Source organism: Olavius algarvensis spirochete endosymbiont, from assembly GCA_900608495.1.
In the GTDB taxonomy this organism is placed as follows: Bacteria; Spirochaetota; Spirochaetia; order DSM-2461; family DSM-2461; genus UBA2779.
The window spans coordinates 1-374 of sequence record UWYT01000253.1 but is presented as its reverse complement, the minus strand read 5'-3'; the positions used below and the strand labels follow the sequence as shown (position 1 = coordinate 374).

Below are 374 nucleotides of genomic sequence, written 5' to 3'. Positions count from 1 at the left end.
CCGCATCCGGAGAATCACGCCTGCGGGGGTGGTAAGCACCTTTGCCGGCACTGGCACAAAGGATTTTGCGGATGGCACCGGCGCAGCGGCAATGTTTAACCAACCCAGCGGCGTGGCTGTGGACTCATCCGGCATTGTCTATGTGGGAGATACTCTCAACAACCGCATCCGGAAGATCACGCCGGCGGGGGTGGTAACCACTTTTGCCGGCAGTGACACAAGGGGTCATAAGGATGCCACCGGCACAGAAGCACAATTTAAGCACCCCGGCGGCGTGGCTGTGGACTCATCCGGCACTGTCTTTGTGGCAGATACTGCCAACAACCGCATCCGGAAGATAGAGTACAAGGTGCCCTAGGCAGCGGCGCGATGGC

The 374-nt window shown here is 59.6% G+C and carries 1 pseudogene; it reads left to right on the top strand.

Annotated features, from left to right (window positions below):
- Positions 1 to 358 (top strand): annotated as a pseudogene (locus tag S1OALGB6SA_RS07860) (hypothetical protein); the annotation flags it as partial.
- Positions 359 to 374: the final 16 nt, after the last annotated feature.